Source organism: Arthrobacter sp. UYEF21 (assembly GCF_040546085.1).
In the GTDB taxonomy this organism is placed as follows: domain Bacteria; phylum Actinomycetota; class Actinomycetes; order Actinomycetales; family Micrococcaceae; genus Arthrobacter.
In genome coordinates, this window is the sequence record NZ_JBEPNF010000026.1 from 1 (window position 1) to 26,420 (window position 26,420).

24 protein-coding genes and 6 pseudogenes are annotated in these 26,420 nt (G+C 64.3%); 11 read left to right on the forward strand and 19 right to left on the reverse strand.

Features of this window, described 5'->3' with window-relative positions:
- Positions 1-300: pseudogene (locus ABIB27_RS18260) on the forward strand (high-affinity choline transporter BetT); the annotation flags it as partial.
- Between the two features lie 59 nt (positions 301-359).
- On the opposite strand, the gene ABIB27_RS18265 reads toward ABIB27_RS18260, so the two are convergent.
- Positions 360-503, reverse strand: a complete 144-nt coding sequence (locus ABIB27_RS18265; protein WP_354217923.1) for a hypothetical protein — start codon at positions 501-503, stop codon at positions 360-362.
- Positions 504-998: 495 nt separating this feature from the next.
- Between ABIB27_RS18265 and ABIB27_RS18270 the strand changes: the two genes are divergently transcribed.
- Positions 999-1,409, forward strand: coding sequence for a cupin domain-containing protein (locus ABIB27_RS18270; protein ID WP_354217922.1), 411 nt, complete (start codon positions 999-1,001; stop codon positions 1,407-1,409).
- Positions 1,410-1,626: 217 nt separating this feature from the next.
- Positions 1,627-1,899 (forward strand): annotated as a pseudogene (locus ABIB27_RS18275) (HNH endonuclease family protein); the annotation flags it as partial.
- Positions 1,900-1,973: 74 nt separating this feature from the next.
- On the opposite strand, the gene ABIB27_RS18280 reads toward ABIB27_RS18275, so the two are convergent.
- From ABIB27_RS18280 to ABIB27_RS18290, 3 genes are all read right to left on the reverse strand, one after another.
- On the reverse strand, positions 1,974-2,390 hold the full coding sequence (locus tag ABIB27_RS18280) for a PxKF domain-containing protein (RefSeq protein WP_354254595.1): 417 nt from the start codon (positions 2,388-2,390) through the stop codon (positions 1,974-1,976).
- A gap of 136 nt (positions 2,391-2,526) precedes the next feature.
- The gene (locus tag ABIB27_RS18285; RefSeq protein WP_354254597.1) at positions 2,527-3,003 is read right to left on the reverse strand and encodes a PKD domain-containing protein; all 477 of its coding nucleotides are present in this window, start codon (positions 3,001-3,003) and stop codon (positions 2,527-2,529) included.
- 470 nt (positions 3,004-3,473) lie between these two features.
- Positions 3,474-4,931: a glycosyltransferase family 87 protein gene (locus ABIB27_RS18290; protein WP_354217919.1), complete on the reverse strand. Its 1,458-nt coding sequence runs from the start codon at positions 4,929-4,931 to the stop codon at positions 3,474-3,476.
- A 752-nt stretch (positions 4,932-5,683) separates the two neighbouring features.
- On the opposite strand from ABIB27_RS18290, the gene ABIB27_RS18295 reads away from it, so the two are divergent.
- Entirely contained in the window at positions 5,684-6,028 is a 345-nt protein-coding gene (locus ABIB27_RS18295) for a hypothetical protein (RefSeq protein ID WP_354217918.1), read from the forward strand.
- Here the strand turns inward: ABIB27_RS18295 and ABIB27_RS18300 are convergent.
- From ABIB27_RS18300 to ABIB27_RS18315, 4 genes are all read right to left on the reverse strand, one after another.
- Positions 5,989-6,234, reverse strand: coding sequence for a hypothetical protein (locus ABIB27_RS18300; protein ID WP_354217917.1), 246 nt, complete (start codon positions 6,232-6,234; stop codon positions 5,989-5,991). The two genes, ABIB27_RS18295 and ABIB27_RS18300, sit on opposite strands and share 40 nt — an antisense overlap.
- 345 nt (positions 6,235-6,579) lie before the next feature.
- The gene (locus tag ABIB27_RS18305; RefSeq protein WP_354217916.1) at positions 6,580-6,753 is read right to left on the reverse strand and encodes a hypothetical protein; all 174 of its coding nucleotides are present in this window, start codon (positions 6,751-6,753) and stop codon (positions 6,580-6,582) included.
- Entirely contained in the window at positions 6,753-7,451 is a 699-nt protein-coding gene (locus ABIB27_RS18310; RefSeq protein ID WP_354217915.1) for a TIGR04282 family arsenosugar biosynthesis glycosyltransferase, read from the reverse strand. The genes ABIB27_RS18305 and ABIB27_RS18310 overlap by 1 nt, the downstream gene beginning before the upstream one ends.
- The gene (locus ABIB27_RS18315; protein ID WP_354254599.1) at positions 7,448-8,245 is read right to left on the reverse strand and encodes a glycosyltransferase family 2 protein; all 798 of its coding nucleotides are present in this window, start codon (positions 8,243-8,245) and stop codon (positions 7,448-7,450) included. The genes ABIB27_RS18310 and ABIB27_RS18315 overlap by 4 nt, the downstream gene beginning before the upstream one ends.
- Before the next feature lie 121 nt (positions 8,246-8,366).
- Between ABIB27_RS18315 and ABIB27_RS18320 the strand changes: the two genes are divergently transcribed.
- Complete coding sequence (locus tag ABIB27_RS18320) at positions 8,367-9,107, forward strand: response regulator transcription factor (protein ID WP_354217913.1); 741 nt, start codon at positions 8,367-8,369, stop codon at positions 9,105-9,107.
- Positions 9,100-10,239: a sensor histidine kinase gene (locus ABIB27_RS18325; RefSeq protein WP_354217912.1), complete on the forward strand. Its 1,140-nt coding sequence runs from the start codon at positions 9,100-9,102 to the stop codon at positions 10,237-10,239. The genes ABIB27_RS18320 and ABIB27_RS18325 overlap by 8 nt, the downstream gene beginning before the upstream one ends.
- Here the strand turns inward: ABIB27_RS18325 and ABIB27_RS18330 are convergent.
- A complete protein-coding gene (locus tag ABIB27_RS18330; RefSeq protein ID WP_354217911.1) occupies positions 10,236-11,303 on the reverse strand; it encodes an NAD-dependent epimerase/dehydratase family protein in 1,068 nt (355 codons plus the stop codon). The two genes, ABIB27_RS18325 and ABIB27_RS18330, sit on opposite strands and share 4 nt — an antisense overlap.
- Entirely contained in the window at positions 11,300-12,217 is a 918-nt protein-coding gene (locus ABIB27_RS18335; protein ID WP_354217910.1) for an MTAP family purine nucleoside phosphorylase, read from the reverse strand. The genes ABIB27_RS18330 and ABIB27_RS18335 overlap by 4 nt, the downstream gene beginning before the upstream one ends.
- Positions 12,218-12,380: 163 nt before the next feature.
- Between ABIB27_RS18335 and ABIB27_RS19515 the strand changes: the two are divergent.
- The 3 genes and pseudogenes from ABIB27_RS19515 to ABIB27_RS18350 all read left to right on the forward strand — a co-directional run.
- Positions 12,381-12,674 (forward strand): annotated as a pseudogene (locus tag ABIB27_RS19515) (2Fe-2S iron-sulfur cluster-binding protein); the annotation flags it as partial.
- Between the two features lie 16 nt (positions 12,675-12,690).
- Positions 12,691-13,497 carry an FAD-binding oxidoreductase gene (locus ABIB27_RS18345; protein WP_354217909.1) on the forward strand — a complete coding sequence of 269 codons (807 nt, stop codon included), beginning with the start codon at positions 12,691-12,693 and terminating at the stop codon, positions 13,495-13,497.
- A 1-nt stretch (position 13,498) separates the two neighbouring features.
- Positions 13,499-13,882, forward strand: coding sequence for an EthD family reductase (locus ABIB27_RS18350; RefSeq protein ID WP_354254601.1), 384 nt, complete (start codon positions 13,499-13,501; stop codon positions 13,880-13,882).
- Between the two features lie 1,599 nt (positions 13,883-15,481).
- Here ABIB27_RS18350 and ABIB27_RS18355 read toward each other — a convergent pair.
- The 8 genes and pseudogenes from ABIB27_RS18355 to ABIB27_RS18390 form a co-directional block, all read right to left on the reverse strand.
- Positions 15,482-16,297 (reverse strand): slipin family protein, encoded by an 816-nt coding sequence (locus ABIB27_RS18355; RefSeq protein ID WP_354217906.1) that lies wholly within the window; start codon positions 16,295-16,297, stop codon positions 15,482-15,484.
- 195 nt (positions 16,298-16,492) lie between these two features.
- Positions 16,493-16,681, reverse strand: a pseudogene (locus ABIB27_RS18360) (helix-turn-helix domain-containing protein); the annotation flags it as partial.
- A gap of 615 nt (positions 16,682-17,296) precedes the next feature.
- On the reverse strand, positions 17,297-18,793 hold the full coding sequence (locus tag ABIB27_RS18365) for a sodium:solute symporter family protein (protein ID WP_354254603.1): 1,497 nt from the start codon (positions 18,791-18,793) through the stop codon (positions 17,297-17,299).
- Entirely contained in the window at positions 18,790-19,029 is a 240-nt protein-coding gene (locus tag ABIB27_RS18370; RefSeq protein WP_354254605.1) for a hypothetical protein, read from the reverse strand. The genes ABIB27_RS18365 and ABIB27_RS18370 overlap by 4 nt, the downstream gene beginning before the upstream one ends.
- A 255-nt stretch (positions 19,030-19,284) precedes the next feature.
- Entirely contained in the window at positions 19,285-19,494 is a 210-nt protein-coding gene (locus ABIB27_RS18375) for a hypothetical protein (RefSeq protein ID WP_354254606.1), read from the reverse strand.
- A gap of 59 nt (positions 19,495-19,553) precedes the next feature.
- Positions 19,554-21,218: an amidohydrolase gene (locus ABIB27_RS18380; RefSeq protein ID WP_354254608.1), complete on the reverse strand. Its 1,665-nt coding sequence runs from the start codon at positions 21,216-21,218 to the stop codon at positions 19,554-19,556.
- A 16-nt stretch (positions 21,219-21,234) separates the two neighbouring features.
- Positions 21,235-22,710, reverse strand: a complete 1,476-nt coding sequence (locus ABIB27_RS18385) for an MFS transporter (RefSeq protein ID WP_354254610.1) — start codon at positions 22,708-22,710, stop codon at positions 21,235-21,237.
- A 140-nt stretch (positions 22,711-22,850) separates the two neighbouring features.
- Entirely contained in the window at positions 22,851-24,119 is a 1,269-nt protein-coding gene (locus ABIB27_RS18390; protein WP_354217900.1) for an ROK family transcriptional regulator, read from the reverse strand.
- Positions 24,120-24,330: 211 nt separating this feature from the next.
- Between ABIB27_RS18390 and ABIB27_RS18395 the strand changes: the two genes are divergently transcribed.
- Positions 24,331-24,474 (forward strand): hypothetical protein, encoded by a 144-nt coding sequence (locus ABIB27_RS18395; RefSeq protein ID WP_354217899.1) that lies wholly within the window; start codon positions 24,331-24,333, stop codon positions 24,472-24,474.
- A gap of 479 nt (positions 24,475-24,953) precedes the next feature.
- Here ABIB27_RS18395 and ABIB27_RS18400 read toward each other — a convergent pair.
- Positions 24,954-25,100 (reverse strand): annotated as a pseudogene (locus ABIB27_RS18400) (TetR-type transcription factor C-terminal domain-containing protein); the annotation flags it as partial.
- A 150-nt stretch (positions 25,101-25,250) separates the two neighbouring features.
- On the opposite strand from ABIB27_RS18400, the pseudogene ABIB27_RS18405 reads away from it, so the two are divergent.
- Positions 25,251-26,158, forward strand: a pseudogene (locus ABIB27_RS18405) (transposase); the annotation flags it as partial.
- Positions 26,159-26,420: the final 262 nt, after the last annotated feature.

Here is a 26,420-nt window from a genome sequence, read left to right on the forward strand (position 1 = left end):
CTCGCGGTCACCATCCCGGACCACCGCGACTTCCACTACCAAATCCAGGCTGTGGAAGCCTCAGTGCCGAAATTCAACCGGCATGTACACCGCGATTCCGAGGCCTACTACCGCGTGGAAGTCTTCGCTCAGACCGGTTCGGAGGGCTATGACCTGATGGGCGTGACACAGCAGCAGATCATGGAGGACGTGCTGATCCGTTACGAAGCCCACCTGGGCTTCCTCGCCTACTCCAACGAGTACGACCACCCCACCCTCATCACCCCGCCGGCACCGCCGACCACCGGTACCCCCGCATAAGCCGAGCCAGCGCATGTGCCGGCAGCGGAAAATGACAGGGAGCCCGACGACAGAGCGGGTCAGGCAGTGACCTGATTACGCAGTCCGCAGCTCACGGCGGCACAGACACCCAGGATACGGACTTCGGTGATGAAGCCATCCAGTTCCTCAATGGCCACACGCAACGGCAGGTCCCCTCGGTGACTCCGAATCACCATGAACATGGTGGGCAACTTCGTTGCCCACCATGTTCGCTCGCCAAACGCATCATGTCTACGCCGTTCGCGGCCCGCTTTTTGGTGCGCCAAGACCACAAAGCCTCGGCGGCCGCATCCATGAGTTTTCTTTATTGCTGAAGCAATAATTAGCCATAGCCAAGGGGGCACTATCCTCTTTGGCGATAGTCCGCATGATCACCGACTGAACTGCCTCACAACGCAGAATTTCAATCGTCGCTGCAATCAGCTGTTCTTTTCGGTCTAGTGCGGGTAACCGCATAGCTCACTCTCCAGTCTCCCGTTTCGGCCTACCGACGGGGCTTCTTTAAGCCTATCGGGTGGCCCGAGAAAGGTTTACCATCTTCGCGGTGAACCGTTGACTTGAACGCAAGTTCATGTCACAGTTTTGACACAGTGACCTGCGTCACGTTTCTGCAAAGTTCCTCACATTCCCCAAGGTATGCCAGAAGTAGATTCCCTATTAAAGAAATGGTGAAAAGAATGGCTACAACCACCCCTCAGCTCCCGACAGTGACTACCAGCGAAGCGATAGATTTTTGGCCAGCGAAGTCCCTGGAACCCATGCAGGACAAATGGCAGGCATTGCGCTGCAGGTTCATAACTTCTCTTCCCGTAGGCCCATGGAACGACTTCATACTCTCCGAGTGGGAACTGGACGCATGCGCCTGGGAGGACTTCCACCCCCACACCGAGACGAACTTTGTCCTGGAGGGCGAACTTCATATCCAGAGCGAAGGCGAGACTGTCATCCTGAAGCCGGGAGATTCGGCACGCGTAAATCCCGGACGAGCCGGCCGTTACTGGGCACCCGTCTACGCGCGGATGGTCACCATTTACGGCCCCAACCCCGAAGGCCTTGAGTCACACTCCTTTAAGTACACCAAACTCTGAGCCCTGACATCTCCACCGCAAGCCATCGATGGCAGTTTGCTCCGATGCGAGAAGCGACTAACGGCGAGCAACAAAGGCAACAAATAGCGACTGAAACGACAGTCATCTCAGCCAACCTGATCCACCACGCAGAGAACGTCACGGAACTGGACGATTGGGGTCTTTGCCCTGATGCGCGCAGCACTTCGTCGAAACCCCGCACCTACCGTACCGTCCGTTGACGCTCAGGGACGCCTGGCAGAAGGGCGCCCTGCAGCTCAGCGCCGACCAACGCAAGCAGCTCGCCAACGACCCGTTGAACCTGATGGCCGCGGACGGGCCCACCAATGACAAAAAGTCGGACTCTGATGCAGCTTCCTTGCTGCCCCCGAACAAGGCGTTCCGGTGCGAGTACGTCGCCCGTCAGACCGCGGTGAAGGCCAGATAGAGCCTCTGGGTCACCCAAGCCGAACATGACGCCATCGCCGGAATCCTGGCCACATGCAAGTAGCCGGTCCCGCCTTAGCTATTCACCAAAGAAGCGCCCCGCACGATATGTGCGGGGCACTTCCTGCGGACGAATCGTCAGCTGCGGTACTTGAACAGCGCTGTGTTGGTCGTCTCGTCATTGAGTTTCAGATAAAACATTCTGCAGGTTCCGGCCCACACCTTCTCGGTCTTCCAGACGTAGGTGTAGGTGGCGTTGCCGGGGCTGTAGGACAGGCTGCTGGAACCTGCTGTCGAGGTCGTTTCCACCTCGGCCAGCGTCGCCCCGGTTTCACAGGTGACCGTTACGGAGGTCGGCGAACCCGCCGCCAGGACGTCGAGGCCGAAGTCGCCGCCGAGGCTGAACTGCATGGGAACGGCGCGGCCGGCGGTCATGATATTGAGAGTCGGCGCTGCATCAACCGGCGCCTGGAACCCACCGAAGTCGTAGCCCGAGCTTGCCGGAATGACCACCCTTGTCGGGGTGGCAATTCCACGTCCTTCGGTGAAGCCCACGACTCCGATTTCAACGTCCCTGCCACGGTGCTCATCCGTAATCGGCACGGTGCGAGTTCTTGCGTCACCATCCCCGCGGGGATGCTGTTCACGGTCAGTCCCCAGCGGTTGACCAGAGGGTCTGATGACTCCCAGGTTACCTGGACGGTGCTGATCCCTGCGACGTGGATGTCGGCACTGCAGTCACGTTCGTCGGGGCATTCGGGAGGCCGTCCCAGGGCCCCCGTCCGATGTGGACGAAGTCGGAGGCGTTCGCGACCAGGCCTTTCGCATCGGTCATCCTGACCTGCATAACCCCTTCGGAGACTGCCGTGTAGGTGTGCTTGGCAACAGGTTCGGCGCCGGTCGACTCGTAGGCGCCGTCGCCGTTGAAATCCCAGTCGTACTTCACGATAGTCGAGGCGGGGGAGTACGACGCTGATGCGTCGAAGGTGATCTCATGCCCGGGCATCGCATAGTAGTCGGGTCGGTTCAGCAACGGCACTGGCCGTGCCTGGATCCGTGCCAGGGCTGTCGTCAGTGCAGCTTTCGTGTCTCCACTGTCGATGATGACCTGTCCAGTGGTTACTTCGGCAAGGGCCAGTCGCGCGCCGCCGGACGGCGCCGGAGACATAGCTGAGGCCCTTGGTACCAGTCCTGCGCTGGGGTCGTCCACGTGGGAGCGCCTGGCTCAAGTCCTGGAACATGTTCCTTACTTTGCCCGGCGTTTACCCTCGTTGCTTCATCCACGCCCGGTAGCCCTGACGCGCGGCCAAAGTTGGCCAGCGGTCCTTCTCTTTCCCTACCCTGCGCTTGGCCTCCTTCACGGAAGCACGGTTTGCTCCCATGATCCGGATCCTCCCAGTGGAACTATGCCGATACATGACCGGCCACCACTTCAAGGAAATCCAAACACCACAAGCAGCATTCAAAGCCAACCGCGATTTGCCTCGGCATAGTCGCGGGCTCGGCATGGATCGATGCAGAGCAGCTCGACCCGTCCGTAGCCGGCGATGATAAGGGGCCGGGACCTTGTCGTCGGCGGCTTCAACCCGTTCGACATAATTCGGGTATCTGACAGGCCATCACTGGCATCGTGCGGGGTCAGTTGTGTTGCAGTTCAATTCTGGGAGCCTCTCGAAACGGGTTGCGGCGTCGTCTTAGCACCGTGATGACCGTGATGACCACGGCTGCGGCACTGAGTCCCAGCTTGGCTGCCAACTGGCCGTAGGGTTCTGCGCCTGTGAAGTACATCAGGGCGAGCACGGGAGCGATCGCGGTGAACTCGTAGCGGCGGCTGAGTACGACAAACGGGAGGAGCAGCAGTGCGTACCAGGGGTAGCTGGGCGAGACGATCAGCAGGGTTCCGCCGACCATCAGCACCTGTCCGTCCCAGGGCCGGTCGGCGTTGGTGGTCCGCCAGACGTGGACGGCGAGGCTCAGCAACAGCAGCAGGGCCGCCGGTGCTGCCCAGTCTGCAGGCAGGGCCAGCTTCAGAAGCGTGAAGCGTGGGCTACTCACCCCTTCGTATCCCTCTGTATGCAGATATTCGGGCAGATAGCCCAGAACTGCCCAGCCGCTGGCGAGGACGTACGGGGTGTAGGCAACAATGAAGGTGGCAACGGCCGCGACGATAAAACGGACCGGGCGGCGGTAAAGCAGGGCCGGGGCGCTGATGACAGGAATGAGCTTTGTGGCAACCGCCGCCCCGAAAGCCACCCCGGAAGCGACCGCCGCACCACGGACCAGCAGCAGCCCTGCGGCGAGCACCAGGGCTGCTCCCAGCGCGTCCACGTGGGCGCCATTGACGGCCTCGAAGGCGACCAGTGGTGACCATGCCCACCACACTGCCTGATGCGCCGGTCTGTCGGTACGGCGCAGGAAGGCCAGGAGCAGCACGGTCACTGTCAGGCTCAGGGCCAGCCCGGCGAGCTGGAAGGCTACGAACCCTGCCTCCGGTCCGGGGAACAGTCGAACGGCGAGGAAATAAAGTTCTGCAACGGCCGGATAAATGGTAGGTACCGCCGGGCGGTTGATGGCCGTGCACAGAGTGCCTCCGCCCGGGAAGTTAGTGGTGGTTTCGGTGCCGGTGGGAAAGGGGTTGTTGCGGCAGGTACCGTCCGGCCCGGGGTCCTGGAAAAGCCAGAACGGCCGCAGCTCCCGAAGCGCCTCGTCGATCGGCACGTGGACGTAGGGCGAGATTCCGTTCTTCTGCACCATGCCGTCCCACGCGTAGCGCGCGGAATCGTTGCTGGTGGCGGGAGAAGCGGAGATGGCCGCGGCCCCCAGCAGCACGGAGCCCAACAGCACGACGGCGGCGGCGAACCTGGGTGGAATCCGGCGCGCCGCGAGGGCGGCCGGCAGAAAAAGGACCCATGAGGCCAGCGTGCCCGCCGGTGAGACCCATTCCGCTGACGGGTCGGTAGTGACTGTCCACCAGATCACGCCCGCAAGCAGGAGTACCAGCACCACTGCCGCCACGGTGGCCAGTCCTGCCTGCCTGCCGTTGGCCGGAGGGAGCGGCGCACCCTGGTGCGACGGGCCCGATGTTGATTCGCTCACCTCCCGATACTGCAACAAAAGTGAGCGTCGGGACCGGAAAAGTTCGGATGGTTTGCTTTTCGTAAGGTCTGGCCCGGACTGGATCGGGGTGCCGGTGGTCTGATCTGGGTATGGACAGATTGACAGGCCTCCTCCACCAACGGATGGATGCAGTGAACGGGCGGTTCTCATGACCGTTGCGGAGTAAACGACTGACGGTCGTCCCTGGGCGTTGGCTGGGTATGGCCTTCGACTTGTGCTTCGTGACGGGTCTGTTCAGCCACATTCTGCAGGATCCGCCCGGTTGGATGGTCTTCCTGACCCGCCCGGTGTGGCTGTACGCGGCAACCCAAGGCATTCACATCACCAGGGGGTATTGCGTCAGGCTTCCTGTTGGTGGCCAAGCTGTGGTCCGTGTTTCCTGAACTGTTGCGGTGCCCGCCGCTGAAATCGGTGGTGCTCGGGCTGGAACGGGCCTCCATTGCACGGTTTGTCGCCGCATCCCTGGTAGAGGTGACCATCGGCCTGCTGACCACTTTCCAGTGGTGGCCGTGGCCGTTCTCCTTCAAGGACGTTCACTACTGGCTGGCCTGGGTGATTATCAGTTCGCTGGCCCTCCACATCGCCGTGAAGCTCCCGCTCATCCGCGAACACTGGCGACACCGGCAGGACTCACCTCGGCGCCGTCGGCATGGCTGCCCTCGGATACGCCCTGGTCGGATTTCTGACTCACGTGACCTGAGCAGTGGACCGGTGTCGCGGCATGGCTGGCGGTGGCGCTGTTGCTGCACGACGGTGCGCTGGTTCCCGTGACAACGCTGGCCGGGGCCGGTCTGTCACGGGTGACGTATGGGCTGCGGCCGGCGCAACAGGGGACCGTGCGCGGGGCCTTGCTGGTGGGGTCCATCGTGACCTTGTTGGCAGCGCCGCTGGTGCGGGCGAAGCAGGTGCTCCAGCCGGGCGGCCCGGGAACGGGTGTTAACAACACCATCCTGCAGGACGACTGTGCGGGGTCCTTGGGCCTCATCTGGCTGTTGCTCGCGGCCACCGCGCTCGTGGCGGTGGCCGCCGTCGAACTTTATGCCCGGCGTTCCAGGGTCAGGAACACCCGGCCCTGAACTGTCCGGGAAGCAGCCAGGGCCAGACCGGCGCGGGCCGCATGGGCGGCGAGGGCCTTCGAACCGGCCCGCGCTCCGGGAAAGGCGGCGCTGGCATGTCCTGCCGAATCTTCCAGCACGGCCAGGTAGGCCAGATCGAGCTCGTCCTGCGTGTCGGCCTCCGCCACGATCTGACCGCGTGGCCCCAGGAGTGAGGCGACGCGCACGATCTGACTTCCTCGTTTCCCCCGATCCCAATGTTGCCGTCCAGCAGGAGGGCGGAACCCCACCCGCCCTCGTGGGGGACAGGGTCAAAATGGATCCCTGAAACGCTGCGCCGCCACTGCCTATGGCAAGTCTCACGGCGGTGGCGATGGTATCGATCCCATGGCCGCCAGACCCAGATCCGGGCAGCGGACAGCATTCGGCCGGGGCCGCACCCACATCAAGGACCGGACCACGGACGGAACCCAATAGATACCGGTCACTGGCGGTGGCCGGGGTGGACCACCCGAGCATGTTGACGTGGACGGACCCGATGGGATCCGGACCGGTTGATGCCGGGCGGAGCGTTAACCGTCCCAGGCCGAGGGAAAGGCTGCCTGAGTACGGCTCGTGCCCGCCTTGCCAAACACGCGCACCTCCGCAACGTCGCAGGCAGCCGAGCCAGCGGCGGTGCGGGCCGCGGCAGCGGTGCCGGCTGTGACGCTGCCGACTGTGCCGGCGGAGGTGGCGTGAGTGCCCATTACCCGTCCGCCCAAAGGTGCGGTCCCGCCGTCGGGCGCTGTGAACCGGGAAGGGCAGCCGCCGACGCGTGTTGGGCCAACTGCTCAGTGGCGCGGGAAAACGGGGTGCCCCGGCACATTCCGGAAACGGCCTGGGCATCCGCAAAGGTGTCCACGTCCGTCAGAACAGAAAGCAGCCCCACGTCCAGCCCGGCCGCCTGCAACCGGTCCAGTTGCTGCCTGCCGGTCTGGTCGGTGGACATTGTGACGCCACGGACCAGGGCGCCGTCGGGCTTGTGCAGGCCCAAGGCCCAAAAGCCGCCGTCCGACGCCGGACCGAACCAGGCACGGTGCCGCGGCTGTGCGGTGGACCAGTCAGCCAACAGCGGCGCCAGGTGCAGGGCGGACAGTTGGGGTGTATCCATGCCCAGCAGCAACAGCGGGCCATCAGATAGTGGGCAGATGGCGGCCAGCCGTTCATCCAGCCCCCCGCCGCTCTGGGCAATTGCCTCGAAACCCGCAGCGTCCCGGCGGCGCGGCGTCCCGTCAAACACGAGCAACCTCCTGGCAGCGGGGAATGAGCGGACCGCGTCCAGGGTCTGGCTGAGGCTGATTTGCGCGAGGTCCGCGGCCTGGGCCGCAGTGAGCGGGGGAGTGAGGCGGGTCTTGGCCTTGCCCGGGAGGCACTCTTTGGCGATGACAGCGATGGTAAGGATCATGGCGTCGCTTCACGGGCTCCGGCCGGCGGCCCGCCTGCCAAAGGACCGTGGCTCGCCGTCCCTGGGCTCCTCCGGGAGGCGGCGTCCAACTGCACCTTCATATCCGCCATGGCCGTCAGGGTCCCGCGCACCGTACCCGTCACCTTTGACTTCCCCAATCGGGGCGAATAGGCCACGGGGATCTCGGTCACGCGCCAGCCGTCGCGGTGGGCTTTGAGGAACATCTCCAACGGATAGCCGCTGCGCCGGTCTGCCAGGTCCAGTCCCAGCAGCGCATCGCGCCGGGCGAGTCGAAGCGGGCCCAGGTCCGTTACCTGAATGCCGGTCCGGCGCCGCAGTAGGCGGCTCAGGGCAATGTTGGCGAGCCGGGCATGGACGGGCCAGGCGCCGCGTGCCGGGCGCCTGGCACCCAGGACCAGATCCGCCTGACCGGTGCGTACCAGGTGCAGCATCTGGGTCAGATCGGACGGGTCCAACGATCCGTCGCAATCACAGAACGCCACAAACTCCGCAGCCGCGGCCAGCAGCCCGGCATGGGCAGCCGCGCCAAACCCGCGCCGGGATTCGAGGACGACTGTGGCGCCCAGGCTGGCCGCCAGGGCTGCGGAACCGTCGGTGGACCCGTTGTCCACCACGATCGCGTGGAAGCCTGCTGGCATGGCGGCCAGTACGCGGGGGAGTGCCAACGCCTCATTAAGGCAGGGCAGCACCACGTCAGCCACTGCGGCTGGTTTGTCCCGCACGTCGTCTCGCTGGTTGCGCTGGTTGCGCTGGTTGTTCTGCCTTTCTTCCATACCTTGACCGTAGAATCCGCAGGGCCGTCGCGGCAGGCGGAAATCCTTACGGAACGGGGACGCTTGGCCGCCGTCGGCCACGAACAGCCCGTCGCGGCCGATGCGAACCTATGCTGGGATCATGAACACCGTCCAGTCCGACACGGACGTCGGGGATGTTGGTAACCGTCGTATCCTGCTCGTCGAAGATGAGGCCACAATTGCCCAGGTTGTCCACGACTACCTGGTCCAGGCCGGGTTCCAGGTGGATATGGCCGGCGACGGTTTCACCGCCCTGCACCTGGCACAGACGCACGCTCCGGACCTCATCATCCTGGACCGGATGCTTCCCGGCCTGGACGGGGTGGAGGTATGCCGGCGGATCCGGCGGACGCACTCCATGCCCATCATCATGCTCACGGCGCTGGGCACCGAGGACGACCGTATTCTGGGTCTGGAAATGGGCGCCGATGATTACGTCACCAAACCCTTCTCGCCCCGGGAGCTGGTGCTTCGGGTGAAGTCGGTGTTGCGGCGCAGCATCAAGGAATACACCCCGGAGCCGCCGGTGGAGGTGGCCGGATTCGTTCTTAATCCTGCCTCGCGCGCCGTCACGCACCGCAGTCGGGACCTGACGTTGACGGTCCGGGAATTTGACCTGTTGGCGTTCTTTCTGCGGCGCCCCAATCAGGTCTTCAGCCGCGATGTCCTGATCAAGGCCGTCTGGGGCTGGGACTTCGGGGACCTCTCCACCGTGACGGTGCATGTGCGCCGGCTGCGCGAAAAGATCGAGGACAATCCCACCATGCCCGTGCTGCTGAAAACCGTCTGGGGCGTGGGGTACAGGTTCGACGACGGCACGGAGCCGTCCCACCATGACTAGTGCCGATGTGGCCACTATCGTCGCCGTCGTGATGTCCTGGGCCCTGGCCATCGGTGCCGTGACGATGGTCCTGCAGCGGGTACTGCGCACAGCCTCGATCGTTGTCCAGATCCTGCTCGTGGTGCTGGCCACCATGGCAATCCTGGTGGCCGGAATGGTCAGCGCCTTCAACGCCATGTTCATCACCGAGGCCGACCTGCAGGTGATGTGGTTCATCCTGCTGATCGCCTCCATCCTCGCTGTTGTGGTCGCTGTTTTCCTCGGCGCCGGGCTGGCCAGGAACACGAATCGGCTCGCCGGTGACGCTGCCAGGATCGGCCGCGGAGAAAGCCTGGCACCGCAACCGAAGATGACCTCGGAGCTCGCAGCTCTTGCCGCGGAGTTGGCCGCTACCAGCCACAGGTTGGAGGAATCGCGGGAACGGGAGCAGGCTGTGGAGAAGGCCAGACGTGAACTGGTGGCCTGGGTTTCCCACGACCTCCGCACTCCGTTGGCCAGCATGCGCGCCATGGCCGAGGCGTTGGAGGATGGCGTTGCCGAAGACGTCTCCGCCTACCATCGACGCATCATTGGCCAGGCCGACCAGATGGCCGCCCTGGTCAACGACCTGCTGGAGCTCTCCAAGATCCAGGCGGGCACCCTGATGCTGCATCATCAGCAATTGGACCTCTATGATGTCGTCAGCGATGCCATCGCGGACCTGGCCCCCGTGGCGGCCAGCCGTGCCATTACGATCAAGGGGGGCGCCATGACGCCCACCGTGGTCTGGGCCGATGGTGCTTCGCTGTCGCGGGCCATCCGCAACGTGGTCCTTAACGGCATTCTGTACAGTGACGAGGGCAGCACCGTCTCCATTGCCGTGACAGCTGACGGTGGGGATGCCGTGGTGGAAGTCCGTGATGGCTGCGGCGGGATTCCGGCGGAGGACCTGCCCCGCATGCTCACCGCCGGGTGGCAGAAAAACTCCAGCCGCACCGCATCGCGCTACAGCGGCGCGGGAATCGGCCTGAGTTTGGTCCAGGGGATAGTCCAGGCACACGCAGGCACCCTGGAAGTTGCCAACGTTGAGGGTGGCTGCCGGTTCCAGCTGCGTATTCCCGCCGGACAGGCCAGCCTGGGGCCGGCAGCCTAGACCATACCGCCGCGCAATGGGGCTATGGCAAAGTCGCGCATCCCCTCGGCGAAGCTGATCCGCGGCTCCCAACCCAATTCCGCCCCGGCCCGGCTGGAGCTGGCGGTGATGTGCCGGACGTCGCCCAGCCGGAACTCGCCCGTGACCACAGGATCTGGACCGCCCCCGTGAGAGCTCAGGGCCTGCGCCACCTGGCCGATGGTGTGGGCCTCACGAGCGCCCACGTTGTAGGCGCGGAAGCTGCCAGGGGCCACAATCCTCCCGTCCGCCAAAGCATCTATGGCACACAGGTTCGCCTCCGCCACATCCGCCACGTGGACAAAGCTGCGGCGCTGCCCACCGTCCTCGAAGACCCGTGGTGCTTCTCCGCGTGCCAGGGCCGAACGGAACAGGCTGGCGACTCCGGCATACGGTGTGTTTCGGGGCATTCTGGGCCCGTAAACGTTGTGGTACCGCAGAGCAATGGCTGTACCTGCGGTTGCGCGCGCCCAGGCTGACGCAAGGTGTTCTTGGGCCAGCTTGGAGGCAGCGTAGACGTTTCGTGGGTCCAGTGCGGCGTCCTCATGAACCAGGGCGGGCAGCAGGAGCCTGCCCGTGGCAGGATCCCTCGGTTCGAAGATGCCAGCCTCCAGATCCTTGGGCCGGCGCGGGCCCGGCCGCACCATCTGGCCGGTTGAATCGGTGTAGGCACCCTCTCCGTAGACCACCATCGAGGATGCAATCACCAGCTTGTCTGTTCCAGCCGAAGCCATCCCAGCCAGGAGTATTGCCGTGGCCAGGTCATTGTTGCGGATATAGTCAGGGGCATCGGAGAAGTCAAGGCCCAGGCCCACCTTGGCGCTCTGGTGGACGACGACGTCGATTCCCTCCAGCGCCTTCGCTACAGTGGCAGCGTCGCCGACATCACCCACCAGCAGCCCGGCGGCCGTGCTGGTTTCCTGCGGGCCTGGGTGGATGGCCGGATCAAGTGAATCCAGGATCAGGACCTCCCATCCCCTCGTGACGGCGGCATCGACAATATGGCTGCCGATGAAGCCGACGCCTCCGGTGACCAAGAGCCTCACGGGATGTCCAGTTCGGGGCGTGATGCGGCGCCCATGACAGTGGCCACAGCCTCGTCGGGGATGGCCGCCACGGGCAGGAATCCGCCGTCGTCGGCAGAAATCGGCCCAGCCAGTGCCGCCGACACGCGCCGGACCACTTCGGAGAGGACGGCAAGGACCCGCGGCTGGGCCGCCTTGAGGCGGCCCAGCACCAGTTCAGCCGTCACGGGTTTGGACCCGTCATGTCCGGTGTCTGCGTCCGTGATGAACGCCAGCACGGCGAAATGCATGTTCAGTTCTGCCGCAAGCACGGGCTCCGGGTACTGGGTCATACTCACCAGATGGGCACCGGCCTGGATCAGCGACGCCGACTCGGCCTTCGTGGAAAAACGCGGCCCATTGATGACAGCCACCGTCGCCGCCCGGGAAAAGCCTTCACCTTGGGACTCCAGCGCCTCGATGAGTGCCGCACGCAGTGGGCCACTATAGGGCTCGGCCACGGACAGGTGCTGCACTCCGGTGGGGAGGGAACCATCGTAAAAAGTATCGTGACGGCCCCAGGTCCTGTCCAGGAACTGGTCGGGCACCGCAAAGGTCCCGGTGCCGTGGCTGGGAACCAGCCCGCCCACGGCCGCTGAGGAAACCACGGCTTCCACACCAAGGCTCTTGAGCGCCCAAAGGTTGGCGCGGTGGTTGATCTGCTGTGGTGCAACACTGTGTCCGCTGCCGTGCCGGCCCATAAAGGCGACCACCGGCTCCTCGGAACCATCGGCGCTGCCGAACCCGTCCAGCTGGACCAGGACCACAGGACCAGACGGTGCCCCGAACGGCGTCTGAATATCCAGGGTGTCCAGCACGAAAGCGTCTGGGAGCCGATACAGACCGGTGCCGCCGATGATGCCGATCCGGGCGCGGGGTTTCAAGGGGGAGGCCATGACTCCATCATGCCAACCAGAATGCTGCGGGAGTGGGCAGAGCCCTTACAAGCTCCGAACATCGTCCCGTCGAAGTCTTCAGAATTGCTTGGAGAAATCGGCGAAACATGACATTCCTTCAGCCATGGTTGCTCCGGAACAGCCAAAAACGATCTCCGCAACCATGACCGCCCTTCGGTCCGCACACCAGCCCGGAGCCCTTCGCTTTAAGGAGGCCACGAACAGATTGGAAGCGGATGCCGCCGGAGTCGGCGACCGACGGGTCGGATGTGAGGGCGATCAGTCGATCCTCGAGGCATTCCTGCGTGCCGGGATCTGGATGCCGAACTCCTGCAACCAGGGCACCTGCGGCACCTGCAAGGTCGCAGTTGTCTCGGGCGACGTCGACCACCGCGAATCTCCACTCGACACTCTGACCGCAGACGAGCGCGCAGCCGGCATGGCCTTGGCTTGTCAGGCCACGCCGTGCGGTGATGCCGACGTGGCCCTCCGCGTGGGAGGCGGCACTCCGCTCGACCCACGCTCTGCGGGATCTCACCGCGACCGTGCTCGGGATCGAGGACATCGCCCGGGACACCCGTCGGATCCTGCTCGGTCTCGATGAACCACTTGCGTTCAGCGCCGGGCAGTACGTCGGGCTGATGGTTCCCGGGACCGAGGAGCGACGGCAGTACTCATTGGCCAACACTGCTGACGAGGACACTGTGCTGGAGTTGCACGTCCGCAGGATACCCGGCGGTTTGGCGAGTGACCAGTGGTTGTTTGGCACGGTGGCGTTGGGCGATCGGGTCGATGGGACCGGCCCGCTGGGCGACTTTCACGTCCCGGAGGAGACAGATGACGCGGTTGAGCCGATGGTGCTCATCGGCGGCGGCACGGGGCTGGCTCCGCTGGTCGGCATCGTCCGGACAGTGCTGGCCCGACACCCGGAACGGGAGGTCGTCCTGTACCACGGTGTGCACACGGCGGCGGACCTGTATGACGGGGAACGGTTCGCTGAATTGGCAGCTGCCCACCCGGGCTTCCGGTTCGTGCCCATTCTCTCGAGAGAGGCGGAGTCAGTGGACCACCGTGTCGGCCGTGCGACCGAATGCTTCGTCGACGATATTACAAGCGCCCGCGGCTGGTCCGGTTGGCGGTGCGGTCCGCCCCTGATGGTTGAGGCGGGAGTCAAGGCGTTCAAGCGACGCCGGATCGCCCCTCGCCTTATCCATCGCGAGAAGTTCACCTCCGCCGATTCGTTGTCGGATAACCCCGCGCCCAGCATCGGAGGATCCTGAAATGCCCGTCCTGACCGTCCTCTATGGGCCACCCACCGACGGCGAAGCGTTCAGCCGCCATTACGAGGAGGTGCATGTCCCGCTCGCGAAGGCACTGCCAGGGGCCATCGACCTGCACTACACTCTCGCCGTGGACAACGTCACCGGAGACATCCCGGTGTTCGCTGCGTTCCACGCCTCATTCACGACCCGCGAGGCGCTCGACGCAGCTCTCGCCTCCCCCGAGGGACAGACTGCCCAAGCCGACGTGCCGAACTTCGCCACCGGAGGCGTGACGATCCTCATCGGGGGGCGACTGACCGCCCGTAGCGCAAACTTAACCAGCCCAGCCCATTGCGAATGTCAATCAGACTTGAGCCCACTTTGCCCAAGAAGTGCAGTTTGATCGGGGACCATTTGCTTGTGACCGTGACAGCAGGAACGGTCATCGCTGGTAAGAGTGCGGTAGCTCCACAGTGGCCGGGCTGACGTCGGGACTGACTCGCAGGAAACGCAGGGAGTGCCGCAACGACCGGCCAGGCCAGGCGACGTCGGCCGAGACTTCGACGACAACAGTGCGCGACAGCGGGATAGTGCGTCGCTTGTTGCCGCAAGGGGTGTGGAAGAGTAGTTACTCAAAAAGCACCTTTAATGAGGTACTCCGGCGGTTCCATCGCGGACCGAAGCGCTTCGGTACCTCGGGCCACCGCAATTCGCCGTAGCGGCCTGCATCTGGGACCCGGGATGCGGCCGCTGGCAGGGAGCGGAAACCGGCTCAGTTGGTCCAAAATCGAGTGCGAAATCAAAGTTAGTCAATAGGTGCGGTGTGGATTTGATCGCTGTGTGGCGGCGTTCTGTGATCACTTGGTGTCGCACCCGCGCCCGGAAGGGATTCCTTCATGGACATGGTTCTGCCTCATTCTTCGTTAGGTAAGGGCTATGCACGGCAGGGGCCGGTGGCTACCGGGCCTGCCGTCGCATCGTGCTGGGGCGCGCCGTCTTCGCGCGCCTTCGGACATTACACAACCGTGAACACAACTATTCTCGCCCTCACCTTGGGTATCGCTGCGCTGCTGCTGACCGGAGGCTCATTATCCACTCCCCAAGCAGCACCCGCTACGCCGACCCAGACGGCAGTCAGCCAGACAGCTGCGGCTCCTGAGTCCATTCCCAGCGCCACCAACGAGCGGACAAGACCGCAGACTTCACGACTGCCAACGCGAACGGGCCTTGGGTGGGCAAGATCGAGTCCGTGATCGAAACCGAGCCGGGCAGGATCCGCATTGCCACCAGCGTCGTTGACCCGCGGGGCGCCAACGGCTGCGAGGCGGCCATTACCGCGATCGCCATCTGCAAGTCCGCCCGTTGCTCTTTTCGGACCAAGCTACGTCTCGGTTTTAGTGGATGACGGCACCAACTTCGTCCTGTACGGACACCCATCGGTACCCAAGGGTGCCTGCACCGCGGTCTGAATGTCGCGTTGCCACCCAGAAGACCATCAACAAGTCCCGGCAAAACCGACCGGAACACCAACAGTGTGGGGCCAAAACAAGCGGCGAATCCGGGGCCAAATCAACTTGCTATTCCAACGCATTGGATGAGCGTACGACACGCCCCGCGACAGAGCCGGGATCCTCCCTAATCTGCTGCCCGCGCCAGGCCATCTACGGGGCGGTCTGCCACCAAGGCCGACGGTTTAGGCCCAGTCACCTCTGCGCTCAGCTACCCGCTTCGGTACGCCATTTACGCTGCGGCGGGGCCGAGGCGCTTTTGCCCGCCGAGACGGTCGTGGTGCCCCGATTCAGTCCCGCTGACCGCCCCCAGCCCAGGGTCTGCGAAGCGCTCCTTCAACGACTTGTTCTCCACAACATGAGCGAAAAGGGACTCGCTACGCTCGGGGAGCCGGGTTCTTGCGTCTCCGCCAGGGAAGAGCGGGAGGCTCAAAGGTGGCTCGTTCATTGTCCTCGCTCGGCACCGGCTGACGGGCGGGTCTATCCGCTGAGGGTTATGCCGCTTTGATGGGTGTCTTGCTGTTGGAGGTTGCCGCGGCCTGGTTTTCGCGGGCCAGGAACGCGGAGAGCTCACCGATGGTGCTCATCAGCGGGGCGGGGAAGACGACGGTGGTGTTCTTATCCACGCCGATTTCGACCAGGGACTGCAGATTCCTTAGCTGTAGCGCCAGCGGGTGGGCCATCATGGTGTCGGAGGCGTCTCCGAGGGCTGCTGCGGCGATGGCTTCGCCTTCGGCGGCGATGATCTTCGCCCTCTTTTCGCGTTCGGCTTCAGCTTGGCGGGCCATGGCGCGTTTCATGCTGTCTGGCAGCTGGATGTCCTTCAGTTCCACCAGGGTGACTTCGACGCCCCATTCGACGGTGAGCACGTCCAGGATTTCGCGGATGTCGACGTTGATCCGTTCGGTCTCGGACAGGGTCTGGTCCAAGGTGTGCCGGCCGACGACTTTCCGCAGGGTCGTCTGGGCGATCTGGTCGATGGCCGCGGCCACGTTTTCGATCGCGACGACGGATTTCACGGCGTCCACCACCCGGTAGTATGCCACAGCCGAGACGTCGACACTCACGTTGTCCTGGGTGATAATGCCCTGGGACTGGATGGGCATGGTCACGATCCGCAGGCTAACCAGCGGAAGACGGTCGATAACGGGGATGATCAGCCGCAGGCCGGGATCCCTGACTCCGATGACCTTGCCGAGCCGGAAGAGCACACCTTTCTCGTATTGGCGCACGATCCGAATCGACATTTTCGCAACGATGAGCAGCAGTACGACGAGGACGATGAAAACGACAACGGTGGTGGGGTCCATCAGGATCCCCTCCCTGGTTTTCTTGAGGGGAACGTGCCGGTGCCGGGCCGGCGCCGTGACAGGTGTCCTTGTTCGATTGTCTCACCAAAGGGTGGAAAAGAGCCTTGGGCCGGTCGTCGAACTCCGAGCCGGAGGGGAGGGGATGCCTGTGGATTTGATCGCTCTTTGGCGGCGTTCCGTGATCGCTTTATGACGCTAGTGCACTACTGCAGAGGACGATGCTGGTGCTGCGCGCTGGATGGCCCGGTAGACCGTGGAACGGGCAACACTAAAGAGTTCAGCAATCTCGCTCGTCGTGTGTGCTCCCTTTCGGTGGGGGCTGACCAGATGGGCCTCTTGGGCTTTCGAGAGCTTTGGCTTCTTACCCCGGAGCCGGCCTTTGGCACAACTTGGCCTGTACCAAGGATGCCAGTTCTAGGTCATCGAACTTGCTGGCCTTGGGCCAGCGTCCGCGCAGCTCGGCTCGTTTCTGCGCCGCATACGGGGCATACTTCCCCCGGCCCCCGGCCCCCGGCCCCCGGCCCCCGGCCCCGCGGGCCCGTCTCGGGTCGGTTACGGCGCAACTCACGGCTGACCGTCGAGGCCGACCGCCCTAAGCTGCGCTGCGATCGCCCGCACACTAGTCCTGGCCCGCAGGTTCGGGTTTCTTCCGCGGGATCCGCCCGCCGGTCGCCTGGCGCCAACGCCGCCCCGTTCGTCGATCCACGCCCACAGCCTCGCACGCCGCGATCAACGTCGCACCCTGGGGCCATCAGCGCCCAGAACCGGGCGTCAGCTACCGGTTGCGAGTCAGCGCCAAGGGACGAGATCAGGGGCACGCCGGTGAGTTTTCCGAACACCCGGTCGATGCCTATCTCCTCCAGGTGTGGCCCGCACCTCCTCCAAATACGCCGAGAAGCAGATGAGTCGTCAGCCCCAACCTCGTCCCTGCCGTGACCAAAAGACAGCCGTCACACCGCGCCGTACTTCAAGCGTGGATCGGGCTCCCTGGCACGTGTGTCAGTGGTTTTCCCCTGCTGGCCGGATCGGGGTGGAAGAAGTGGGATTTGAGTCCGGGCCCGGGGTCCGGGCCCATTCGCTGCGGGGGTGGCCGCGGGTCCAGATGGCTTCCGTGGGCGTCGTCCGCGGCCAGGTGAGTCGTCCGAGGGTGACGATGGCTATGTTAGCGGCGAGGGCCGGAACGCCGATGCTGAGCCCGCCCAGGTCGATGCCGAAGATGTAGAGTCCGAGTGTGGCCAGGACACCCCCGGCGAGGCCTGCCGCCATCACTCCGGCACGGGTTCTGGAACCGAAGACCAGCAGGGCGACGGGGACGATGAGCTGGGTGAAGCCGTAGTACGCGGTGTTGATCAGGGTGCCCATCAGGTTCGGTACGACCAGTGTGAGCACGATTGAAATCAGCAGGTATACGGCGATGATGGCCCGGACATAGTTTTTTTGGCGCTTTTCGGGTAAGTCCACCAGGACGTTGCGGGCAACGAGTGTTCCGATGCTCAGTGCGGAGGCGGCCAGGACAACGATGGCACAGAGGGCGGCGCCGCCGGCGACGATGCCGACAAGGAATTCCGGTAACAGGGTGCGGGCAACTTCGATGAAGGCGAGATTCGTGTTGGCGCCGGTCAGTCCCGGGACCGCTGAAATCGAGTAGTACGCCGTGATGAGCAGGAACGGGTACATCAGCATGTACAGCGGCATGCCGATTTGGGTCCGCTTTATGGTCCTGGCCGACTTTGAGCTCATGATGGCCTGCAGGACAAAGGGGAACATGTAGAACCCGACCGCCTGGAAGAGCATGGTCGACATGGTGTGCAGCATCGGAAGCCCGGGCCCGATGGTTGTGTGGCCCGAAAGCGCATCCGCTTGGGCCGTGATGTCCGGGATCGAGGGGTTCATGGCCAGGACGAATACCGCCACAACGATAATGGCAAAGACCAGTGCGAAGTCCTTGACGAAGCTGACATATGCCGGTGCCTTGATGCCGGACAGTAAAGCGAAGGCCATGGCGATGGCGACGCCGATCATGACGGTGACGACAGGGGTCAAGCCAAGGCCCAGCCCGGTGAGCGCAACGGTCAGGCCGGTGAGCTGGAGCTGTGCCCAGGGAATCAGGAAAATAACGGACAGCAGTGCGGCCGTAAGCTCGAGCGGACGGGAATTGAAGTGGCCGCGGAGAATGTCCGGGAGCGTCACCGCGGAGTAGCGTCGTCCGGCCTTAAAAAGAAGCGGCAGGAGGAAGTAGCCGATCGGGTAGCCGAGCAGGATATATCCCATAAACCAGACGGCGAAGCCGGCGCCCTCTGCGTACACGCCGCCCGGGAAACCAACGACCGTGCCGATGGAGTACACCTCTCCGACTACGAGAATGAAGAGCAGCAAGCCGCCGAAGCTGCGGCCGCCGACGAGGAAGTCCTCCGTTGTCTTAACGCCCCGTTTTGAGTAGATGCCGAGCGCCATGGCCAGGACCAGGACCAGGACGAAGGCGGCGACCGCGGTCATTTTGCCGGCCCCTCAACGTCTGGGGTTTCCTCATCGTAGATGTCGTGCCGGTCCCATCGGCGCCACGCAACCGCCATCAGGGCTGAGGCCGTCGGGAACATCAAGAACACAAACAGAAAAATCGCGGGGACGCCAAAAATCCGGGCGTCGGATGGACCGAGAACAGCCACCCCGGTGATCATGAGCACGAACGGCAGGACAAGTGCTAATAGCAAGCTCTTGGGATTGGGATTCACGGCAACTCCTTGGCTGGGCCCGGTTTTGCTGGCCTCGCCCGTCTTGGCGGGAGATGTATTGCTGGTCGAATGCCCTGGTCCGGAGGCCGGGGATGCCTGCTCTGACGTTCTGGGGAGATCAGGCTCCTGTGCCTTCTCCGGTGCCCGTCCGGCCGGTGGGCGGGTCCCCGGGCGGGGGGCTCCCGGGGGACGGGCTTGGAGCAGGGCTTCCCGGCCGGTGATAACCGGGGATGGGCCGGCTTCCTGGCCCGTGGATCAGGTGCACGCTTCTAGGGTAAGCCCGTAGGGGACGTGGTCGCTGAGTTCGACGGTGAATTTCCCGGGTCCTTTTTTGGTCACCAGGATGCCACAGTTGCCCTCCTGCCTTGCCAGGTGCTGGAATTCCTCGACCACGATATCCAACAGCGTGTCTGCTTCGTTGACGGTGGAGGCGGTGATTGTCGTGGGGGCCGGTGAAGTGTTCAAGTTGGGCTCTTTCTGTTGGTGGGTCCGTGCGCGGCCGCTTCCGGTTTTCGGGGGCGGTTCTAGCTGTTGGCGGATGCGGTGACCTCCACACTGGCGTAGACCTGCCGTCCTCCTGTCCAGGTTTCCAGAACGGAAATGTTGCCGATCTTTTCGGCCGGTGTCTGCAACGGGTCCGCGTCCAGGACCACCAGGTCAGCCAGTTTGCCGGGTTCCAAGGAACCGAGTTCGTGGTCGGAGAAGAGCTGCCAGGCCGCGTCTATGGTTTGGGCCTTGATGGCCGTCCGGATGTCGATGCGGAAGCCGGGGCCGAGCACTTTTCCGGAGGGGGCCAGCCTGGTCATGGCCGCCTGCATGTTCAGCAAAGGGGATTCCGGGGTGACCGGGGGGTCATTGTGCAGCGAGAAGCGCATGCCGGCCTCCGCCGCGGCCCCGGCGGGCGTCCAGGATTCGGCACGTTCCCCGAACAGTTCGAGCAGGATGTCCCCATAGAAATGGATATGTGCCACGAAGAAGGAGATGGTGGCACCAAGCCGGTGCGCCCTTCTGACCTGCTCCGGGGTGATGGTTCCGCAGTGCTCCATCCGGAGTCTGGTGTCTTCCCGAGGGAATTCACGCTGGATCTGTTCGTAGACATCCAGCACCGTGTCGACGGCGATGTCCCCGTGGACGTGGCAGGCCATCTGCCATCCCTTGCTGTAGTGGCTGCGGCAGATCTGCAAAAGCTGCTCTTTGGTGTAGTTGGAGCAGCCCCTGTGGCCGGCAGGGACGCCGATGCTCTCGGTAGCGGGGCTTTCTTCGTATCCGAAGCTTGTTTCAATATTCCCCACCCAGGGGGAACCGTCAGTCCAGACCTTGATCCCGACAGGACGGAACAGCGCCGGATCGACACCGGCGAGGCCGTCCTGGCCGGGGGCGGGGATGTCTGCGCGGATGCCGGACATTTCGTAGGAGCGGATACGCACCGGGGCGGTGCGCTCCTGCTGGTATTTCTGCATCAGCGGGTAGGAGTCGGGGTGGAAGGCCAGGTCCCCGGTGGTGGTTACACCCGCGGCCGCCATACGGTTCAGTTCGTGGTCGAGGAAGTCGGAGAACTTGCCCGGCCCGGCGTCCATGACAGGGCCCATGAGAATCATGGAAGCCGGCAGTTCCAGTGCCTCTCCGGTAAGGTTCCCGGCTGCATCACGCAGGTATTCCGACGCGCCCGGGTTGGGGGTGCCGGGGCCCAGACCTAGCCGTGTCAGGGCTGTCTGATTGGCCCAAGAGGAGTGGGCCGAATAGTGCATGACCGACAGCGGGACCGTGCGAGAAAGGCCTGTGAGGAAGGCGCCGCTGATGCGGGGCAGCTCCGGCAGCAGCAGGGGATCCCAGCCGAACGCGGCGACCCACGCCTGCGGGCCGGCCTGTTCCGCGGCGGCGACTGCCTCGCGCAGTTTCTCCAGCACCGCTTCGGCGCTGCCGCAGACCGAGGCCCGGATATCGATTGCGTCGGGGCCGATGAAGTTCATTTCCGCGGTGGGGTGTCCATGGGCCTCGACGAAGCCGGGCAGGATGGTCCGCCCGGCCATGTCCCTGATCTCGGTGTCCGGGCCGGCCAGCGCCATCATCGCCTCGTTGCTGCCGGTGGCAAGGACCCGGCCGCCTGCCAGGACCAGGGACTGGACGGTGGTGAAGTCGGGGTCGACGGTGTGGATGTTGGCGTTGATGAAGACAGTGGTTGCCTGCATGGGTGTTCCTTCCGGGTCAGGCTGCCGCGGCGGCGGAGCGGGGCTTGAGCAGTATGAAAACCAGGGCTGCGGCGAGGACGAAGAACGCCGCCTGGGAGGCCAGGCCCAGGCCGTAGGCCTGCGCCGTCAGGGCAGGGCCGTCCATGAAAATGCCGGCGATGGGGCCGGCCAAGGCAAAGCCGAGTCCGAAGCCGAACTGCCCGACGGCGGGCTTTACCGCGCCGACCGCACCGAGCTGGTCCGCCGGGGCCGAGCCCATGATGACCGCGCTCTGGGGGTTCTGCATCCACATTACGGCGAACCCCACAATGAACAGGCCGGCGGCCGGCAGCAGCAGATCGTGCGGGTTCGTCAGCAGCACCTGCAGTGCCAGTCCGGCCGCACACAACAGCAGCCCGGAGGTGAACATGGTCCGGTTGCTCAGCCCGAAGCGGTTCTGGGCGATCCCGGCCGCGGGGGCGCCGCAGATCATGCCCACATACATTAGGGCCACGATGGCCGAAACCGCCGCCGCCGGCACCCCGGCCGGCAGCGCCAGGGCCGGGTACTGTCCCAGCAGGGAGGCATCTGCCCAGTTGAACAGCACCCCGGCCAAACAAGCGGCGGTGAAGGCCGGAAGCCGGAACAACTCGACCGGGAACGCAGGATGCTTGCAGCGCAGCTCCCAGAGTGCGAAGGCCGCCAGGACCATGGCAGACACGCCGAGCCCACCAAGCACCAGAGGGTGGCCCCAGCCCAGGGTTGAGGCACGGCCGATGGAGTACACCAGCGCCACCAGGCCCACGGCAGCCAGGAAAACGCCGGGCGCATCGAACCGCCGCAGCACCGTGGCGCGGTTCTCGGGCATGAACCGCAGTGCGGCCACGCCCAGCACCACGCACAGGGCCGCGGTCGCCAGGTAGGTGGACCGCCAGCCGAACAGGCCCTGAACGGTCCCGGACAGCGCGGTGGCCGCGACGATTAGCGAGGCCCCCGCACCGAAGAACAGCCCGAAAGCCTTGGGTAGCTGTTCCCGCGGGTAGAGAGTCGGGATGAAGGCCAGGCACATGGCAAACGAGGTGGCGGTCGCCACGCCCATCAGTGCCCTGCCCAAACCAAAGATCAAAGGAGTGGCCGCCGTGGCTGTAATGACGGCGGCCGCACCCATCAGCAGCGTTCCCGCCACAAGGGCCCGGCGTCGGCCAAACCGGTCACCGAGAATTCCGACGCCGAGCATGCTGGCGGCCAGGATGATGGTACCGATGCTCTTGATGAACGACGCGGCTGCCGGGTCCATCCCCAGCTCCCGTGCGGCCTGAGGCATGGCAACCGAATGCAGCGCCGGATCCACCCCCTGCAGCCCGCCGATAAAAGCCACGCAAATCATGGCCGCCAGCACGGGACGGCGGGAGCGCCGCTGACGCGCGGTCCACTGCTGCGGCGCAGGGGTTGACACCGGAACGCGGCCCGGAGTGCTCCGCGCCGGCGGTTGGGTCTGCTGGGTACTCGACATTGATGTTCCTTTACAGGGGACGAAATATCCGGGAGTAATAGTGCCGTGAGTCACATGTTATTCCACGCCGTGGATTATGTCGAGGGCAAATTCCACACAGCTGCTGCCAACGGACTGACCGGGGCCCAGGATGCCGTCGGTCAGGCGGTGGCGACCGAGGGTTCCGCGGCTATCGCCTGGGCTGCGGCCAGCAGCATGCCCCGGTGCAGGGGCTGTTCACTGCCGTCTTCGAAGCGGAATCGGAGCGCAGAGATGGAGGGAAGCGCGCCGATGCTGTCCAGCTGCCGGCGGGCCGGACGTTCCACATACCGGCCAAGCCGGGCGATGTATCCGTCCACAATGAAGTCCTGTGGATTAAGCACCGCGGCCACCGTGTCGACGGTGAGGCCCAGCCACTGGCCGGCATCGTCGAGTTCGGCCAGAACCCGCGAATCGCCTTGGTCGGCCCGGTCCAGCAGCTCTTCGAGCATGCGGCCACGCTCCGCCGCCAGCGATGCCAGGTTGCCGTATCCCTCCCTGTTTGAGCACCGTTCGTACAGCCCTGCCAGGCCCAGCCTGGTTTCCACGCAGCCCCGGCGCCCGCACCAGCATTGCCTCCCTGATGGGTCCACGACCACATGCCCGAACTCGCCGGCCAGGCCCGAGGAGCCGCGTTCCACCATTGACCTGCTGAAGATGCCGCCGCTGACGGCATAACGGCCGCCCAAATAGGCGGCCGTGCGTCCTTGGTCCGCAGCCCCGGGCCGATGGAGGCGCGCAAGCATCGCATAGTTAGTTTCGCGGTCCAGCCGGACCAAAAAGCTTCCGGCTACCCCGCGCGGCAGCGCGCTAAGCATGCCGCGAACGGCGTCGCGGAGCGGGAACCGGGACCAGCCATTCACTATGGAGCGAACCACTTCGCCCGCTCCGCTGTCCGCAGCCCCGGCAATGCCCAGTTCCACGGCAAGGATCCGGCGGCCGTCCCCATGGCAGCGCCCGGCTGCCCGCTCCAGTGCCGCTTCCAGGTAGGGAAGATAGGCTTCAATCCCTGTCGTCTCCGGCACAGGAAGCTCCTCGAAACTGATAACAGTACCGTCGAGCATGCCGACGGACATGCCGATGGATCTCCTGTCGAGCATCAAACCAACCAGCGCCCACCGGTGGCCGGCCAACTTGATCGGGCTGGTCGGCCGGCCCATGCCGGGCGGGGCGATTTCGGCGGCTTCGACCACCAGGTCCCGTTCGCGCAATTCGACAATCAGCTTGGTCAGCGCCGTCACCCCCAGACCGCAACGCGAGGCGAGTTCGGCCCGGGAAAGCGGGCCGGACGAAACGAGCGCCACCAGTATCCGGGACAGGTTATGTTCGCGCAGGTTGATAATGGAGCCGCCCGCATCCCCAATCGGCAACGGGCGCAAAACAGTGGACATCCAAAAACTCCAAAGGTAGGAAAAGCTCCAAGTATGAGAACTCTAACGAACTTCCCTCTAAGACAATCCACACCCACCGAGGGAGAACGCTGGAGCGGCAGTTGATCGTTGTTTCGCCAAGTTCGGGACCATCTGTGCATACCAGTCCGTGCGCCTGACCCGCACCCGGTCCGCGCGGTAATGGTCCGCCATCAGATCGGCAGGCGCCTTTTTGACGAAAGCCAGCTACCGGGACGCGGCGACAGAGTTTGAATGGGCCCGCGACCTGTACCGCAGCCCCGCTCGCCGGGACCACCTTGCCCGCGCCCGCCAACTGGCTCTGGAAAGGGCACGGGAACTGACCGCTGTCCCCTGACCAGCCACCCGCGACGGATCCCCGACGGGGGTCTTCCAAACCGCCATTTTGAGTTGCGGTTTAACCGTCATTCTGAACGAACAGGGCGAGTTCTAGCGATCGTTGCAAACAACTGCGCTTCTTCAGGAAGACAGATGGTCGAGTTCAAGAGGTTGGGAAAGCGTGGTCCCGGTGGGTCCAGACCTACTTGACACAACCACCAGGTCCACGAACTCCGGTGAGAAAGTACCGCCAGAATTGCTACCCTTCCGGCGGCGCTGAGCCTGTTCTGCGGCCGACCGCCATCTGGTCCCGCGGCTGGGGCCTGTTCCGGTTTGCCGTTGTCCTGGAACCACCCGTCAATGATACTGCCCCCGCGCGAGGGGATCTTCAGTTCCAGTGTCGACCGCCTGTACTTTGGCATCAGGGTCTCTTCTATGTGGGGACCAAACCAGGCAAACCACAACTCAGTAGTTAGTGACTGCAATTTTCGACAAAAATTACACAGAGTCGGGGCCGGACACGTACCGCACCGCGTCCAGGCAGATTGTCGTGTATCGCTCGGCCACATCGACAGCTGAGAGCGGGCCGTCGATCTTGAACCATGACGCGACGGAGGTACACATCGTCGCTACCGCCCTCGCCGACTCGCGTGGATATGGGGCTCATCAGAATTGAGGGTGTAGACGGCGCTGTCGTGTCAGAAGTCCGGGGCGGGGAGGTTGTTTCGGCTGAGGTGAGGGCCTTGGGAGAGAAGCAGGGTATCGACTCCGCTGTTTCGCTACCGCAAGGCCCTCGTGATCAACGCTACCTTTCAATGCCCTGACCTGACCACATTCTGCCGACTTGACGGGCTCGGACTCGAAGTGACCGGGCAGTATGTGCGCCCTGATCGTGCCGTCCTGGCCTGCCGTGTTGTTGATCCTGATGACTGGTGCCGAAAGTGCGGGTGCCGGGGCGTTCCCCGGGACACGGTGACTCGCAGGCTGGGCCATGAGCCGTTCGGGTGGCGCCCCACCACACTGCTGGTGAGCATCCGCCGCTACCGCTGCACGGGGTGCGGGCACGTCTGGCGGCAGGACACCCCCAAAGCCGCCGAGCCCCGGGCGAAACTCTCCCGCCGCGGGCTGCGCTGGGCGCTGGAAGGAATCGTCTGCCAGCACCTCACGGTCGCCTGGATCTCCGAAGGACTCGGCGTCACCTGGAATACCGCGAACAAGGCCGTCCTAGCCGAAGGTAAGCGTGTGTTGATTGATGATCCGCACCGCGTCGCCGGTGTGAAGGTCATTGGTGTTGATGAGCATGTCTGGCGGCACACCCGCCGCGGCGACAAGTACGTCACCGTCATCATCGACCTGATCCCGATCAGGGACGGCACCAGCCCGTCCCGCCTGCTGGACATGGTCGAGAGCCGCTCGAAACAGGTCTTCGCGACCGGGCTCCGGGAACGCCCCCAGCACTGGCGGAACAGAGTCGAGGTCGTGGCCATGGACGGGTTCTCCGGGTTCAGCAACAGACGTGCGGGCACCGCGGACGCGCCGGAGACCCGCTGTATTCGGCCCGCCGGACCTTGCATATCGGGGCAGGCCTGCTCACCGAGAAACAACGAACACGCCTGGAAACCCTGTTCTCCAACGATACGCATATCGAGGTCGAAGCCAGCTGGTGCGCCTACCAGCGCATTTACCGCCTACCGCGAATTCCTGTTTGGAATCGTAATGATAGTAAGGCCCGCCGACCGTCACCCCGGCCGCTGAGCTTCTAGACAATATGAAGGGGCAGACCCCCGGTCCCGGGCTGGAACCTCCGGTTCAGATAGATTCGTGGGTTGCCGCGCGGGACCGGTGGTTTACGCGGTAGAGCCACACTTGAAGGTGTGGAGGTTCCAGCTAAGGCTGAGGATACAAGGTTCGCGGGAGGTTGGGCAGACCGTTCTGTGGTCACGGGTTCGGCCCTGCCGAGTCGTC